This is a genomic window from Prosthecobacter fluviatilis (assembly GCF_055388355.1).
In genome coordinates, this window is sequence record NZ_AP043782.1 from 4,928,052 (window position 1) to 4,943,040 (window position 14,989).

The 14,989-nt window shown below is 60.7% G+C and carries 14 protein-coding genes; 11 read left to right on the top strand and 3 right to left on the bottom strand.

Going from position 1 to position 14,989, the window contains the following annotated elements; translation table 11 throughout:
• Positions 1-27 precede the first annotated feature (27 nt).
• The gene (locus ACZ5WW_RS19295; RefSeq protein WP_377169010.1) at positions 28-762 is read left to right on the top strand and encodes a 3-keto-disaccharide hydrolase; all 735 of its coding nucleotides are present in this window, start codon (positions 28-30) and stop codon (positions 760-762) included.
• Positions 763-828: 66 nt separating this feature from the next.
• On the opposite strand, the gene ACZ5WW_RS19300 is transcribed toward ACZ5WW_RS19295, so the two are convergent.
• Positions 829-1,476 (bottom strand): hypothetical protein, encoded by a 648-nt coding sequence (locus ACZ5WW_RS19300; RefSeq protein ID WP_377169012.1) that lies wholly within the window; start codon positions 1,474-1,476, stop codon positions 829-831.
• 126 nt (positions 1,477-1,602) lie between these two features.
• Here ACZ5WW_RS19300 and glpK point away from each other — a divergent pair, with 126 nt between their 5' ends.
• The 5 genes from glpK (at position 1,603) to ACZ5WW_RS19325 (ending at position 8,296) form a co-directional block, all read left to right on the top strand.
• A complete protein-coding gene (gene glpK / locus ACZ5WW_RS19305) occupies positions 1,603-3,087 on the top strand; it encodes a glycerol kinase GlpK (RefSeq protein ID WP_377169014.1) in 1,485 nt (494 codons plus the stop codon).
• 1 nt (position 3,088) lies between these two features.
• Complete coding sequence (locus ACZ5WW_RS19310) at positions 3,089-4,168, top strand: GNAT family N-acetyltransferase (RefSeq protein WP_377169016.1); 1,080 nt, start codon at positions 3,089-3,091, stop codon at positions 4,166-4,168.
• A gap of 48 nt (positions 4,169-4,216) precedes the next feature.
• The gene (gene recG, locus ACZ5WW_RS19315) at positions 4,217-6,307 is read left to right on the top strand and encodes an ATP-dependent DNA helicase RecG (protein WP_377169018.1); all 2,091 of its coding nucleotides are present in this window, start codon (positions 4,217-4,219) and stop codon (positions 6,305-6,307) included.
• A gap of 184 nt (positions 6,308-6,491) precedes the next feature.
• Positions 6,492-7,211 (top strand): hypothetical protein, encoded by a 720-nt coding sequence (locus ACZ5WW_RS19320; RefSeq protein WP_377169020.1) that lies wholly within the window; start codon positions 6,492-6,494, stop codon positions 7,209-7,211.
• Positions 7,212-7,273: 62 nt separating this feature from the next.
• Positions 7,274-8,296, top strand: coding sequence for a PIN/TRAM domain-containing protein (locus tag ACZ5WW_RS19325; protein WP_377169022.1), 1,023 nt, complete (start codon positions 7,274-7,276; stop codon positions 8,294-8,296).
• On the opposite strand, the gene ACZ5WW_RS19330 is transcribed toward ACZ5WW_RS19325, so the two are convergent.
• Entirely contained in the window at positions 8,280-9,278 is a 999-nt protein-coding gene (locus tag ACZ5WW_RS19330; RefSeq protein ID WP_377169024.1) for a hypothetical protein, read from the bottom strand. The two genes, ACZ5WW_RS19325 and ACZ5WW_RS19330, sit on opposite strands and share 17 nt — an antisense overlap.
• 627 nt (positions 9,279-9,905) lie before the next feature.
• On the opposite strand from ACZ5WW_RS19330, the gene ACZ5WW_RS19335 reads away from it, so the two are divergent.
• The gene (locus ACZ5WW_RS19335; RefSeq protein ID WP_377169026.1) at positions 9,906-10,811 is read left to right on the top strand and encodes a L,D-transpeptidase family protein; all 906 of its coding nucleotides are present in this window, start codon (positions 9,906-9,908) and stop codon (positions 10,809-10,811) included.
• A gap of 79 nt (positions 10,812-10,890) precedes the next feature.
• On the opposite strand, the gene mpl is transcribed toward ACZ5WW_RS19335, so the two are convergent.
• The gene (gene mpl, locus ACZ5WW_RS19340) at positions 10,891-12,273 is read right to left on the bottom strand and encodes a UDP-N-acetylmuramate:L-alanyl-gamma-D-glutamyl-meso-diaminopimelate ligase (protein WP_377169028.1); all 1,383 of its coding nucleotides are present in this window, start codon (positions 12,271-12,273) and stop codon (positions 10,891-10,893) included.
• A 190-nt stretch (positions 12,274-12,463) separates the two neighbouring features.
• Here mpl and ACZ5WW_RS19345 point away from each other — a divergent pair, with 190 nt between their 5' ends.
• The 4 genes from ACZ5WW_RS19345 (at position 12,464) to ACZ5WW_RS19360 (ending at position 14,965) form a co-directional block, all read left to right on the top strand.
• Positions 12,464-12,724, top strand: coding sequence for a hypothetical protein (locus ACZ5WW_RS19345; protein ID WP_377169030.1), 261 nt, complete (start codon positions 12,464-12,466; stop codon positions 12,722-12,724).
• A gap of 84 nt (positions 12,725-12,808) precedes the next feature.
• Positions 12,809-13,654 (top strand): MNIO family bufferin maturase, encoded by an 846-nt coding sequence (gene bufB / locus ACZ5WW_RS19350; protein ID WP_377169032.1) that lies wholly within the window; start codon positions 12,809-12,811, stop codon positions 13,652-13,654.
• A complete protein-coding gene (locus ACZ5WW_RS19355; RefSeq protein WP_377169034.1) occupies positions 13,632-14,510 on the top strand; it encodes an HvfC/BufC family peptide modification chaperone in 879 nt (292 codons plus the stop codon). Before bufB ends, ACZ5WW_RS19355 begins: the two co-directional genes overlap by 23 nt.
• Entirely contained in the window at positions 14,507-14,965 is a 459-nt protein-coding gene (locus ACZ5WW_RS19360; protein WP_377169036.1) for a DoxX family protein, read from the top strand. Before ACZ5WW_RS19355 ends, ACZ5WW_RS19360 begins: the two co-directional genes overlap by 4 nt.
• Positions 14,966-14,989 lie beyond the last annotated feature (24 nt).

Genomic DNA, 14,989 nt, shown 5'->3' on the forward strand with positions numbered 1-14,989 from the left:
CATCCGGCAATCCATCGATCTACGACCATGAAATTACACACACTCTCCCTCAGCGGCCTGATGATGGCCTTTTGTCTTGTGGCCCGTGCGGAAGACTCCGCATTCAAGCCGATCTTCAACGGCAAGGATCTGACCGGCTGGTACGGGCTGAATCCGCACTCCGTCGTCAAACTGGAAGGCGAGAAGAAGGAGGCTGCGCTGAAGAAGATGCGCGAGGAGTTCGCGACCTTCTGGAAGGTGGAAAACGGTGAACTGGTCAATGACGGTCATGGCCCCTACGCCACCACGGAGCAGGAGTTTGGTGACATGGAGTTCCTCATTGAGTACAAAACCGTGGCGGGTGCTGACAGCGGCATCTATCTGCGCGGGGTGCCACAGGTGCAGATCTGGGACAAGAACCAGGTCTTTGACCCGTCCAAGCCGACACGCAGGCCCCATCTGGGTTCGGGCGGTCTTTTCAACAACACTCCTGATACGCCGGGACGTGACCCTCTGGTCGTGGCGGACAAGCCCTTTGGCGAGTGGAACAGCTTCCGCATCCGCCAGATCGGGGCACGCACGTGGGTGTGGCTGAATGACAAGCTGGTGGTGGATGGCAACGTGATGGAAAACTACTATGACCGCACGAAGCCGCTGCATGCGAAGGGGCCGATCATGCTGCAGACGCATGGCGGTGAGATCCGCTGGCGGAACCTGCAGGTGCGGGAGATCGGTGCCGAGGAGGCCAAGAAGATCCTGGCCGAGGCTGATGCGAAGAAGTAGCTGCTGAATCCAAACGAAAAAAGCCGCAGGGGAATGATCCTCTGCGGTTTTTTGTTTTTTGAACGGTTACTTGTTCAGCACGAGTCGGAGGGTGCCGTTGTGGATGTCGAGGGACTGGATGCCGGCGACGAATTTTTGCAGAGCGGGGTCGGATTCCACGTTGGCGGCGATGAGGTCGAGGCCCTTGATGTCGCCGATCCAGCTATTGGGTAGGGAGATGCCGCCGAGGCTGAGATCGTCGAGCTTGAGGGAAAGCTTGTGGGCCGGGGTGAGGCTGGTGCCGAAGGTGAAGCGGAGGCGGATTTTCTGATTGGGCACGAGCGGGAAATCCGGAGGGGCGGTGAGGATGATGGCAGCGGAGACCTGGCCTTCAGCAAACTGAACCTGCACGCTCTCGCCGAGCTGCTGCTGGGCGAGGTAGGCGTTTACCTCGCGCTCATTGATGATGATGGTACGGTTGGCCTCGTCAGGCGGGATGGCGGCCGGGTTGTTGAGGGCCTGCAGCTTGCCGTTGAGGGCGGCCTGCTCCGAGGCGGTGAGACTGACCGGCTTCATGGGGGAGGGGTAGAAGGTGTGCTTGACCCACAAGGCCCCGGTGGCGGCGGCGATGCCCGCGCAGCCAAGGATGACGGCGAGGGTGATGAGGATGATTTTTTTGGTGGAGCGCGCGCGGGGGGCTGTGGCGGGCGCTGCGGGTTCAGGGGTGGCTTGCATGACGGTGGTTTGGATGCTTTCCGGCGGAAAGTATTCATTCAGGGGGAAAAATGCCAGCTACACGTTGCCAGGCAGTTTGTAAGGCATTGACTCTGTGCGCTGGGCTTGGGAACATTCTGAATAACCATGAAATACATCCTCGCTCTCGATCAGGGCACGACCAGTTCCCGCGCTATTCTCTTCAACCATGACGGCGGCATTGTGGCTACGGCGCAGAAGGAATTCCGGCAGATCTTCCCCAAGCCCGGCTGGGTGGAGCATGATGCGCAGGAAATCTGGGCGACGCAGGCCGGGGTGGCGGCCGAGGCGCTGCACAAGGCTCGTGCGAAGGCGGGGGATGTGGCCGCGATCGGTATCACAAACCAGCGTGAGACCACCGTAGTGTGGGACCGCAAAACGGGGAAGCCGGTCTGTAATGCGATCGTGTGGCAGGACAGGCGCACGGCACCGATGTGTGACAAGCTGCGTGCGCAGAAGCTGGACAAGGTGATCCAGAAGAAGACGGGGCTGGTGGTGGATGCGTATTTCTCCGCCACGAAGGTGCAGTGGATTTTGCAAAATGTGAAGGGGGCCAAGGCGCGTGCGGCGAAGGGGGAGCTTGCGTTTGGCACGATCGACTCCTGGCTGCTGTGGAACCTGACCGGAGGCAAGGTGCATGCGACGGATGTGAGCAATGCCTCGCGCACGATGCTCTATGACATCCGCAAAGGGACATGGGATGAGGAGCTGCTGAAAATCTTTGGTGTGCCGCGCTCGATGCTGCCGGAGGTGCGGGACTCGAGCGGGGTGTTTGGTGAGACGAAGCTGCTCGGCGGGCTGACGCCCATCGCTGGGATCGCCGGAGATCAGCAGTCGGCCCTGTTTGGGCAGGTGTGCACCAAGCCAGGGATGGTGAAGAACACGTATGGCACGGGCTGCTTCATGCTCATGAACACGGGGACGAAACCCATCGCGTCCAAAAACAAGCTGCTGACGACGGTGGCGTGGAGGATCGACGGACGCACGGAGTATGCGCTGGAGGGGAGCGTTTTCATCGCGGGGGCGGCGATTCAGTGGCTGCGAGACGGGCTGGGCATCATCCGCCAGTCAGCGGATGTGGAGGCGCTGGCCGCTAGCGTGCCTGACACGGGCGGAGTGTACCTGGTGCCTGCGTTTGCCGGGCTGGGTGCACCGCACTGGGATGCGTATGCACGTGGCACGCTGGTGGGTATGACACGTGGCACCACGGCGGCGCATATTGCGCGAGCGGCGCTGGAGGGCATCGCCCTGCAGGTCATGGATATTTTGAAGGCCATGGAGGCGGATGCGGGCATCAAGCTGAAGGAGCTGCGGGTGGATGGCGGTGCGAGCGTGAACAACCTGCTGATGCAGATGCAGTGCGACCTGCTGGGCGTGCCGGTGGTACGACCGAAGGTGAACGAGACCACGGCACTTGGAGCTGCCTGCCTGGCAGGACTGGCGGTGGGCTACTGGAAAAACGTGGCCGACATCGCCAAGCACTGGCAGGCGGACCGCAAGTTTAAGCCCACGATGAAGGCGGGAATGCGCAGCCGGATCACGGAGGGCTGGAAACGGGCGCTGGGACGTGCGATGGCATGGGAGGAGAAATAAAGTGAAACACACCGAGTGGATCAATCCGCCCTGTCCGATGCTGCCGGAGGAAAACCGGCACTACGACCATCATGACATCCAGGCGCTGCAGCATGACCGGGGGCCGAGGTTTTATGAGGTGGCGCTGCACTATGCGCAGAGCTTGTGGCGGGAGGGATTTCCGGCAAAGAGCATTCTGCTGATCAATCGTGCGCTTTCCCTGCCACTGGCGGCGGATGAGCCGATCCTGGCGAAATGGCCGCTGCCGTATCTGGCGCTCGTGTGGATCATGCAGCACCGGGTGGAGGGGCAGTTTATTGGAAATCCGCGCCGGCACTGGCAGCACCTGGCTACGCGGATGGTGGAGCCCAACAAGGAACTGCGCACCTGGCGCGCCTGGGCTTGCTGGCATCTGGCACGGCTGATCCTGCCCGAGGCGGAATTCCCTGCGGACCAGAAGCAGATTCGTGAGGAGCAGGTGGTGGAGCCCACGCAGGAGGAGATATCCGCGCATCTGCACCGGCTTTCGCCTGCGAGGGATGAAGAGGTATGGCTGCATGCGCTGAACACGATCCAGCAGCAACCGCGCGGAGCGCTGGCTGCGCGCATCCGGCGGATCGGGCCTGAAGAGCTGCCCGTGGTGCAGAGGCTGGGGCACGAGATCTGGCATGCGTGCTACCCCGGCATCATCAGCGGGACGCAGATCCGCTACATGCTGTCCATCTGGTACCAGCCGGGGGCGATGGCGCACGAGATGCAGGCGCGGGATGTATGGTATGCGCTGGTGGAAGTGGCCGGGCCGAAGGCCGTGGGGTACATCTCCTTTGAAAAGCAGCTGTTTGAGCCCGTGCTTTTCATCAACAAACTGTACCTGCTGCCCGAGGTGCATGGGCATGGGCTGGGTGCCTTTACCCTGAGCTGGGCCGAGGACCGGGCCCGTGAGATGGAGTGCAAGACGGTGCGCCTGCGGGTGAACAAGAAGAATGCGGGCGCCATCCGCTCCTACCTGCGCGCGGGATTTCGATTCACCGAGGATGTTGTGACTGATATCGGCAGCGGGTTTGTGATGGATGATTATGTGATGGAGAAGCCGGTGCCTTGAACCGAGATCGCCTTTGACAGCGTCGATCCTGCATTCCATCTCACCCTTGTGATCCCCCTCGACCTTTCCCTTTCTGATGTTCCCGGCCTGCCTGTGCATGCGGCGAGGCTGCTGGGCAAGGAGGGGGTGAAGACGGCGGCGGATGTGGTGTGGCATCTGCCCTTCCGGCATGAGGACCGGCGGCAGATGCAGGCGCTGGCGTTTCAGGCGGGGCTGCAGCCTGCGTGCCACCACGTACTGGTGACCAAGACGGGGACCAAGTTTTTTGGCGGGCGCTCGGGCGTGTTTGAGGCGGTGGTGCAGCATGCCACGGGCTTGCTGGGGCAGCAGCTGACGCTGAAGTGGTGGAACATGCCCTTCATGAGCCGGGTGCTGGCGGAGGGGCAGGAACTGATCGTCTATGGGGTGATCAAGGACACGAAGGGGCGGCTGAGCATGGCGCATCCGGAGTATGAGATCATCAAAGGCGGGGCGGATGACGATGCGGAGCAGATTCACACGGGGCGCATCACACCGATGTACCGGCTGAGAGGCAGCATAACGCAGAAGGCGCTGCGGGTGGCGGCGTGGCATGTGCTGCAGGCGCTGCCGGATGCATTTGTGGAAGATCTGCTGCCGACGCCGAGTGCGGAGGGGGAGTTTGCAGGGATGTCACGCGCCAAGGCGCTGAAGGAGGTGCATTTTCCCACGAGCACGGAAGGCCTGGAGCAGGCGAAGCGCTATCTGGCGCTGGAGGAGTTTTATGGATATCAGCTCCGCGTGGCGCGGAGAAAGAGGCAGGTCATCGAGTCAGGAGGGCGCAGGCAGACTGGTACCGGGGAGCTGCTGAAGGACTTTTTCAATGAGCTGCCCTTCCAACTGACGGCGGCTCAGCTGCGCTGTCTGGAGGAGATTCACAAAGACATGGCTTCGGGGAATCCGATGAACCGGCTGCTGCACGGAGATGTGGGCAGCGGGAAGACGGTGGTGGCGTTTGCGGCGATGCTGCGGGCGGTTGAGTCCGGGCGGCAGGCCGTGCTGATGGCGCCCACGCAGATCCTGGCAGAGCAGCATGCGCGCAATGCACGGAAGTGGCTGGAACCGCTGGGGCTGCGGGTGGCGCTCAGGACGGGATCGAAAAGGGAGGATGGCGATGATCTGGAATTGATGCGTGGAAAAAACAGCACGGGTAAAGCTGAGATCGTCATCGGCACGCACGCGCTGCTGCATGATATGGAGCTGATGCACAACACGGGGATCGTGGTGATCGATGAGCAGCACAAGTTTGGGGTGGCGCAGCGGGCGAAGCTGATCCGCAAGGGGGATACACCGGATGTGCTGGTGATGACGGCCACGCCGATCCCGCGCACGCTGACGCTGACCATTTACGGAGACCTGGAGGTCTCAACGATCGACCAGCGGCCGCGTGACGGGGTCAAAATCATCACGAAGGTGAGGCCCAAGACGAAGCTGAAAGAGGCGGCGAAGTTTCTGAGGGAGCAAATCGAGGAGGGGCGGCAGGGATACATCGTGTATGCGCTGATCGATGAGTCAGACAAGCTGGAGGCCGGCGCGGCAACGAAGGGGCATGAGGAGTGGTCGAAGCTGCTGGCCCCGTGCGAGGTGGGGCTGCTGCACGGGCGGATGAGCGCGGAAGAGAAGGAGGATGTGATGAAGCGATTCCGAGCCGGGAAGCTGGACGCGCTGGTTTCCACGACGGTGATCGAGGTGGGGATCGATGTGCCGAACGCGACGGTGATGTTCATTCATGATGCGGGGCGTTTTGGGCTGGCGCAGCTGCACCAGCTGCGCGGGCGCATCGGGCGCGGGGCGCACACGAGCTACTGCGTGCTGTTTGTGGACGACAAGGACGAGGAGAACCGGCAGCGCCTGGCCATCATGGAGGAGACCAGCGACGGCTTCCAGATTGCCGAGGAGGACCTGCGGAGGCGCGGGCCAGGGGATGTGCTGGGCAATGCGCAGAGCGGGCAGGCTCCGCTGCTGTTTGGGGAACTGCTGGCCGATACGCGCCTGGTGAGACTGGCACGACAGCTGGCCGAGCGGACGCTGGATGAGGACCCGCTACTGCGGAGGCCTGCACTGGCGGCCTTCCGCGGGGAAGAAGTGATGGCAGAAAAAGCGCAGGCGATGATGCAGTAGTTTGCATAAGTTAACTTTGTTTGAATCAATGTTTAGACTGGTGAGCTTGACGCTCCTGGCTTTTACCCGGTCAGTACTTGCAGTCATGGAACCCTTAGCACCCAGCTGCGCACCCATAGCGCTGGTGGACCAAGCCAGAATCGTCCGTAAGCGGCGTCGTCTTGGAGTCACGGGTGTTGTCTCGATGCTGCGTGTGGCCATACTTGCTACGGCAGTCTTAGGAGTCACAGAATTTGCACTGTGGCTGAAGGTGGAGACGCCGCACCCCAGCGCTGCCATTGCGGTTCGTGAATCTACCTTGGTGGAGGCTCAGAGCCTAAAGTCGCTGTTGCCGACGGTGCGCTCGCCGGCATCGGGCACCTATGCGTTGAAAAAGTCTTCCATAGAGTCTTCTGCGCCCGCAACTGTGGCGTTGCCCCCAGTGTCTCCCCAGGTGCCGCCAGCCTGGCTGCTGATTGACAGGCCTGAATTCGCAGATGTGAAGAATATGGGGAGGTCTCCAGCTCAGACAATTGAGCAACTTCGGCAAAGCCTGCGTGAGTCGGGTGCCAGGCAGATGGGGGAGGCGGTGCGGTTTGGCATGCTGAACCTGTCTGAACTGATGGCGATAGATCCCAAATCATGGGCGGCCAGCCTGGAAACGCCGGTGGCCGCTGAAAACCGTGCCTCGGCAATGCTTCTGACCTTCTACCTCACCTATCTTGACCGTGCAGGGAACGGGGCAGGCGTGAAAGCACTGCTGCAGGCCATGGGACAAGGCATGGATGAGGAGAGGGCGGTGCGGGAGTTTATCCTGGCCGGACGGAGTGTGACGGAGCTGGAACGTGAGATGGGAAGGGTGTTTGCAGGCGCCGGTGTGGAGCTGCAGTTTACTCGGCGCGGTGGGCTGGCCATGCGGCCGTGATCAATTCCGGGGGAGAATCCTTTTGCCCCTGCTGGATTTTGCTTTAATCCCTGAGCAACTCCATGAAAACCTCCTGGCCCATCCGCCTTGTGCGTGCGCTGTTTTTTGCTTTTTCCGTTTTCATCGGCATCGCGATCGCCTTGGGGCTGGACCAGGATGCCTGGGTCGGGGCGCTCAGTGGGGCGGTGTTCATGGGGCTGCTGGTGGTGCTGGATGTGATGCTGGCTCACTTTACTCTCCGTGATTTTTCACATGCCACGCTGGGGCTGGCGGTGGGGCTCTTCTGCGCCTGGCTGATCACACGCATCGGCGTCTTCCAGCTCGCCTATTTTCAAAATCATGAAGAAGGGGCGGCGCTGCAAAATATCGCTGAAATTTGCATCTACGGCACGCTGGCTTTTTTTGGAGTCACATTTGCCCTGCGCAGTGACCGTGATCAGTTTGCATTTCTCATCCCATACATCCGTTTCCGTCGTGACGGCTCCGAGGGCGAACCGCTGCTGCTGGATGCCAATGTGGTCATGGACGCCCGCTTGCCAGGGGTTTTTGCCACTGGATTTCTCAGCGGTGCCGTCGTGGTGCCGCGTTGTGTTTTGGATGGTCTTCAGCATCTGGCTGACTCCAGTGAAGTCGCGCAGTCACTGCGAGGCCGGCGGGGGCTGGACACCATGGAAAAGCTGCGGGCAAAGCCGGAAATGAAAGTTTCCATCCATGAGGACGGAGCTTCAGACGCCCCTGTGGAGGTTCGTCTGGTGACTCTCGCGCGGGAGCTGAATGCCCGGCTGCTAACCAATGATGACAACCTGGCCAAGGTGGCCCGCTTGCGGGGCATCACCGTGCTGAGCATGCGCGAACTTGCCGCAGCTCTGAATCCTGAGCTCAGCGTGGGCGATGAGCTCCGGCTGCCGCTCACCAAGCCGGGCAAGGACAAAAACCAGGCGGTGGGCTACCTGCCAGACGGTGCCATGATCGTGGTCAACAATGCGGCGGCACTGATCGGCCAAACGGTGGATGTGGTGGTTTCGGGCACCCTGCCCACGAGTGCAGGAAGGCTGATCTTTGCAGAGATCAAACCGGCTGCCTGATGCGCCTGCGCTGAAGCAGGCCTGCAGAGAGCGCCATCATCACTAGCAGGCCGGAGTGCGGCTCTGGTACCAGGGTGATGGCCATGATGGAGGAGGCGCTGGAGGAAATGCGCGAGGCGTACATGCTGGAGGGATTGTCCAGCGGCAGGTCGGGGATGTACGTCCAGCCAAAGGAGTCGGATCCCTGGTAAAGTCCGCCTCGGTCAAACAAGGCTGCGTTGAAGTCGCTGCCATCACCGGAAACATTGTTGGTGTCGAACATTCCATCGATGCTGTAATTGATCCCCGCCAGCTTCCAGATCCCGCCATCATTGACGAAGACGCCGCCCCCTGAGTCACCGTTGGAGAGCGTGGCTTCTTCGGCAGTCCCGCTGGCGCTGAATGAGGCCGCAAGAAGGTCGCCAACAGCGCTCGAATAAATGCTGCTGACGGTGTTGGTGCCCCAGCGGGCGATGCCATCCGGGTTGGTGTCCTGCCAGCCGTGCAGCACGCCGCTGACAAGGACATCTGCGCCCCGAGGGCCGCCCCGGCCATTGATCACCATGGTCATGCCCAGTTCTGACGCTCCCGTGTAGAGCGGGGCGTAGGCGGAAAAAGTCTCCTGAATTTTGAAGATGCGCAGATCCGTGCCCGCGATGTCCCAGTAGCCGAGGCCACTGTTGGCTGCGGTATCGATGTTATAGGTCACGTCTGCGCCACCGCTGAAAACACCGTTTTGAGTGAAGGTGGTGCCCTGGGTGCCGAAGTGCTGTGCAGTGATGAAGTACTGCGGCGCAATCATGGTGCCGAGGTAGGCTCCGTAAGTGCCCTCATACTGCCATCCTGAATTCGCAAAAATGCCGGTGGGCGCCGTGATGTTGTGGTTCGGATCAGCGGTGGCCTCAAACACGATGGCTTTGCATGGAACAAGGCTCAGGCAGAGCAAGGCGAATGTCGCGCACATGATGCGCAGGCATTTGGGTGCTGGTGCTTTGGAGGGCATGACCATCAACTACGGTTCCATCATTTTATAGAATTACCATAAAACTTTGCGAGCCGTTTGAACTCTGCCCTTCGGTCATCAGCTAAATCAACTTTGGGAATAATATGCCGCCTTTTCAGCCAAATACCTGCTCGACACCCTGATCATTTTTGTTATGAATGGCAGGCTTGTGACTCAAAAATGAAGCCAGGTTCATTCATCAACATGCTCGGTGCCTGCGTGCTCCCGCCGCTCGTCGGCGTGGGGGTTTGCTGGGGTATCGTCCAGCTTTTGAAGAACCATGACATGTTTCGCCTTGAGCCTGTTGCAATACCCACGGCTGCAGTGAGCAAAGTGCGCCAGGGCAGGCTGAGCCAGACGGGAGCAGAGATCCGTGCCGCGTTACCCGTTGATGCGAGATTTGATCCGGTAAGGCCGCTTGCGGTGCCGCCAGATCCTGAAAAAGCTGCCCTCAGGCGCGCGGCTGAGGCGGCCGCAGTGAAGCCTGCCCTGCCTGCAAAAGCGGCCAACGTGGAGCCTTCGACGGCAGCGGTCCAAAAAACCGACAAGCCTGCCGCGTTCGCGAAAGTCCAAATACCTGCATGGCGACCACTGATTGATCCGATTACGGAGCACTGGAACCGCCTCATGCCGCGTTCATCTGCGCTGCCGCAAGCTTATCAGGCGGTGCTCAATGATGATGCTGAACATCTGGCAAAAATCATCGCCATGGGCATTTCGCCCAACGAAATGACCCTGGGAGGTGACACGCCTCTGTGCGCCGCCGTGCGCATGGGGCGGGCTGAGTGCGTGCGCGTGCTGGCTCTTTCGGGGGTGAACCTGAGCCAGCCTGCCCATGAAAAACAGCCGCCGATAGCCCTGGCCTCAATGCGCCGCAATGTGCCTGTGCTGAAGACGCTGCTCGACTTTGGCGTTGACCCCAACACCCGCTTCAACTCGCCTGTGCAGAAGCAGGTGATTGACCGCTGCTCCATCAAAGATCTCAGGAATGCCATGGAAAGTGACCGTGGGATAACCCCCCTGATCTGCTGTGCCGCGCGCGGCGATGTGGAAGGCGCGGTGGTTTTGATGCGTGCTGGCGCCAGGCCTGGCATGGGTACTACACGATATCATCGGTACCCGATCAACTTTGCCGCCACGCAAGGCTATCTCTTTCTCATGCGCGTGCTGCTGGGCCGTGATCCAGATTCCGAGCCGGACATGCTTGTCACCGTGGATCTCTCCAGCCAGCGCGCCTGGGTGACCAAGCAGGGCCGAATCATCAACCACACGATGGTTTCCACCGGGCGCGAGGGCTACGGCACCCCGCCGGGCCGGTATGTCATTACCGACAAGCACACCTCCCATGTCTCCACGCTGTATCATGTGAACATGCCCTGGTTCATGCGGTTAAACTGCAGCGCCATCGGCCTGCATAGCGGATATGTCACGGGCCAGCCTGCCTCGCACGGCTGCATCCGCCTCCCGTATGAAAAGGCAAAGGAGTTTTTTGCCCAGGTGCGGGTGGGAGACGAAGTGGAAATTGTCTATTGAAGATTTGCTCCTGCTTTTGGCGAGGATGCCCCAAACGCCGGCAGAGCCTCAAGTCAGGCCTGGAAAAACGGCACTGTGGCTAGAGCGTCTTCAGCAGCTTGTCGTGGATGCCGTCGAAGCCGCCATTGCTGAAGACCACGATGACATCACCGGAGCGGGTTTCCTGCTTGAGCCGGGCGACGATGGCGTCGGTGCTGGCTTCGAAATAGCAGGGCTTGCCACGGGCGGTGACTGACTCGGCCACCTTGGCGGTGTCGAGGCGCTGGTCTGCGGCGACTTTTTCGGGATTGGCCACGGCAGCGATGACGGAGCCGTCGGCCTCAGTGAGGGCATCGATCAGTTCGTTTTGCAGCACGTTGCGGCGGCTGGTGTTGGAGCGCGGCTCGAAGAGGGCCCAGAGGCGGCGTCCGGCGTAGCGCTGGCGCAGGCCGCGCAGGGTCTCGCGGATGGCGGTGGGATGGTGGCCGAAGTCGTCGATGATGGTGATGCCATGGGCCTCTCCGCGCTCCTGCTGGCGGCGGCGGATGCCGCGGAAGCTCTCAAGCCCGGCGCGGATCTCGTCGTCGCTCAATCCGGCAAAGCGCGCGGCGCAGACGCACATGGCGGCATTGCGTGCATTGAACTCGCCGACCATGGGGACCTCGAAGGCGACGCCGTTGATAGCAAACTGAGTGCTCTCAGGCGTGGTGCCGGTGATGGTGATGCGGAAGTCGCAGTCAGGGCCCAGGCCGACAGTCTTGAGCGGGGCAGGGCATTTGGCGCGCAGGCTGAGGCAGTTGGGGTCGTCTCCATTGATGAGCACGAGGCCGTTGCGCGGCACCGTGTTGAGGAAGCGCTGGAAGGAGAGCAGGATTTCATCGAGGTCGCGGAAAATGTCCGCGTGGTCGAACTCGATGTTGTTCACGATGGCGCACTCGGGCAGGTAGTGGAGGAACTTGCTGCGCTTGTCGAAGTAGGCGGTGTCGTATTCGTCCCCTTCGATGACGAAGAGATCGGAGTGCGTGAAGCGTGCGCCGGATTCGAAATTTTCAGGAACGCCGCCGATCATGAAGCCGGGGTTTTTACCCGCGTGCTCATAGATCCACGCCAGCATGGTGGTGGTGGTGGTCTTGCCGTGGGTGCCGCTGATGACGAAGCTGCGCTTGCCCTGGATCACCTCGCGCTTGAGCATCTCCGCCATGGAGACGTAGGGCAGCTTTTTCTCCAGCAGCGCTTCGAGTTCGGGATTGCCGCGGGAGATGGCGTTGCCAACGACGTACACATCGGCCTTCAGCGGCAGGTTTTCAGGATTGTACCCTTCTGTGACGGTAATGCCGGCATCACGCAGCACGTCGCTCATGGGCGGATAGACCTGATTGTCCGAGCCGCTGATGGTGTGGCCGAGGGCGCGCAGTGCGACCGCAGTCGAGCCCATTGCGGTGCCGCAGATGCCGATGAAATGAATATGCTTTGGAGATGCCATGGGGGGAGAAGGCGCTCGGTTCGAAATCCAGGCGCAGGCGCGGACTAAAGCAGGCCTTTTTGCCCCCTGCTAAAAGAAAGTTCAATCCGGTGGGAATAATCGCCGGGGCGGAGGCTCACACGCTGCGATGGCCGGAAACGATCCTGCCAGCCGGAAATCCAAACCAAATACAACGCACACCACCACTGCCATGAGCACCAAGCACATCATCGCCGCCGCCGCATTCACCGGTCTCCTTTCCGGAGCCTACGCCGCCCAGACCACCAACACGCAGAAGGCCGCCAGCCTGGGCGTCTCCATCGAGAAGATGGCAGACAAGGGCCAGCACGCCTGCAAGGGACACAACGACTGCAAGGGCCAGGGCGGCTGCAAGTCCGGTGACAACGGCTGCAAGGGCAAGAACTCCTGCAAGGGCAAAGGCGGCTGCAACACCATGCCGAAGAAGCCCTGATGCCCGGGCTGAAGGGATGGAGGCGGCAGCCACGCACGCCTCCATCCTTTCATCAATTCAAGCTACTCCCTTCTTGTCATTCTCATGCCTGCCAACCCACACAACGGCCACACCGATCTCGGCATTGGTCTCGGACTCCGGGTGCCGCATTACCGGCACATCTTGGAGAAGAAGCCTGTGTGCGACTGGTTTGAGATCATCTCTGAAAATTTCATGGTCGATGGCGGCCGGCCGCTGGAGATTCTGGACAGCATTCTGGAGCAGTACCGCGTGGTGCAGCATGGGGTGTCGATGTACTTTGGCAATGCGGATCCGCTGAACCGAGAGCACCTCAAAAAACTGAAGCGGCTGGTAAAACGCACCAACACACCCTGGCTCTCCGACCATCTCTGCTGGGGCAGCGTGGACGGGCGGTGCTCGCATGATCTGCTGCCCATGCCCTACACGATGAGCGTGGCCAGGCACACGGCTGAAAAAATACGGCAGGCACGCGACTTTCTGGAGGTGCCCATCTGCGTGGAGAATGTGAGCAGCTACGCGGAATTCACCCAGAATGAGATGACGGAATGGGAGTTTCTCAACGAGGTCGTGGAGCGTGCTGACTGCGGCATCCTGCTGGATGTAAACAACATCTATGTGTCGTCGCAGAACCATGGTTTTGATCCTTTTGAATACCTGAGGGCGGTGCCGCATGAGCGTGTGGGGCAGATCCACATCGCCGGACACACGAGGCTGGATCACGTGATTCTCGACACGCATGACCATCCTGTGCCGGATCCCGTGTGGGATCTGTATGCGGCCGCCATTCAATCGTGCGGCAGCACGGCCACGCTGCTGGAGTGGGATGACAAGATTCCCAGCTTTGACGAGGTCCATGCCGAAGCGCTGAAAGCCAACCTGTATCTGCATGAGCACTCACACGCCGCCTGAGAGACTGCGCACCAATGCTGATCTGCGCCACCTGCAGCGCAGCATGGCCGCCGCCCTGATGCAGCCGCTGACGAAGCAGGACCGGTTGCGCTCTGAAACGAGGGCGGACTACATCGCACCGAATGACCGCATGAGCGGTTTTGAACGGCTGGAGATCTATGCGCGGCAGTACTGGTTTCGGCTGCTGGACTGCCTTTACGATGACTATCCGGCGCTGCGTGTGTTTTTGGGTGAACGCCGCTTTCACCAGCTCTGCCGCGACTACCTGGCGCAGCATCCGAGCATGTCATGGACTCTGAGAAATCTGGGGGCAGAGCTGCCCGCATTTATCACTGATGCCAGGGCGCGAGACATTGCGCGCGTGGAATGGGCGCAGACACTGGCCTTTGATGAAGCGCAGAAAAAGCCGCTGCATGTGGATGATCTGCTGGGGGAGGATCCTGCAACGCTGCGCCTGGATGTGCAGCCCTGCGTGGTGCTGCTGCAGATCGGGCATGCGGTGGACCACTTCATCACAGCGATGAAAAAGAGCGACGCGGATGTGCGCGGCTCCGCCAGTCAGGCTGTCACTGAAGCGCCTTTGCGTACGGCCACAGCCAGAGCGCCAAGACTCAAACGGGAGCGTGTGCATCTGGCCGTGCACCGGCATGACAACCGGCTGTACTTCAAGCGGCTGGCCCCGGAGGCCCATGCCCTGCTTTGCGCACTGAAGGATGGTGCTCCGCTCGCTGAGGCCATTGAGAGAGCGCTTTCCGAAGCATGCCCGGAGACTGACTGGCCTGCGCAGATTCGAGACTGGTTCAATGAATTTTCCCAGCTCGGCTGGCTCACCCAAAAACACTCCCGCCAATCATGAACCCCTGGACGCTTGCCAATTCTTTTCTTGATCGCGCCGCCAGCTGGCTGCCGAATCCTTTTCTCCTGAGCATCCGCCTCTACTGGGGCTGGCAGTTTTTCCAGACGGGGAAAGGCAAGCTGAGCGACATCAGCGCCCCCACCGCGTTTTTCACCGAGCTGGGCATTCCGTTTCCGAAGCTGAACGCCTACCTGGCCGGAGGCACGGAATGTTTTGGCGGGTTGTTGCTGCTGGCGGGGCTTTTTTCCCGGGTAACCTGCGTGCCGCTGATCTGCACCATGCTGGTGGCGTATGGCACGGCGCATCTGGATGTGGTCAAAACAATCTGGTCGGACCCGGACTCGTTTGTGACGGCACCGCCTTTCCTCTTTCTGCTGGCGGCGGCGATTGTCTTCATTTTTGGCCCGGGCAGGCTTTCTGTGGATGGGCTGGTGCAGCACCGAAAAAAATTCTAAAAAACCGGGAATAAACGCCGCAGA